Here is a 249-nt window from a genome sequence, read left to right as displayed (position 1 = left end):
ACCAAGCTCTAGATTTTATGATTTCCGAAAACGAAAAGAGCGCCATTCTGAATTCCAATTGATTCGCGGGTTGCTTTTTCGCTTCGGGCGTCGCAACCTTCGGGCCACATGGCTGATCTCGTCTCAAAAAAAAGTTTGCTAGTACAAAAGTATGGCGGCAGTAGCCTCGCCAAGCCTGAGCATATTCAAGCCGTCGCGCGGCGTGTAGCCGAACTTCATCGCTCGGGTCGCGGCCTCATAGTCGTTGTC

At 51.4% G+C, this 249-nt stretch carries 1 pseudogene; it reads left to right on the top strand.

Annotated elements, in window-relative coordinates:
• Positions 1 to 108 precede the first annotated feature (108 nt).
• Positions 109 to 249 (top strand): annotated as a pseudogene (locus ACP3VS_RS24515) (aspartate kinase); the annotation flags it as partial.

It is taken from the genome of Lysinibacillus sp. VIII_CA (assembly GCF_049943995.1).
Lineage (GTDB): Bacteria > Bacillota > Bacilli > Bacillales_A > Planococcaceae > Lysinibacillus > Lysinibacillus pinottii.
This window is presented reverse-complemented; position numbering and strand designations above follow the sequence as displayed.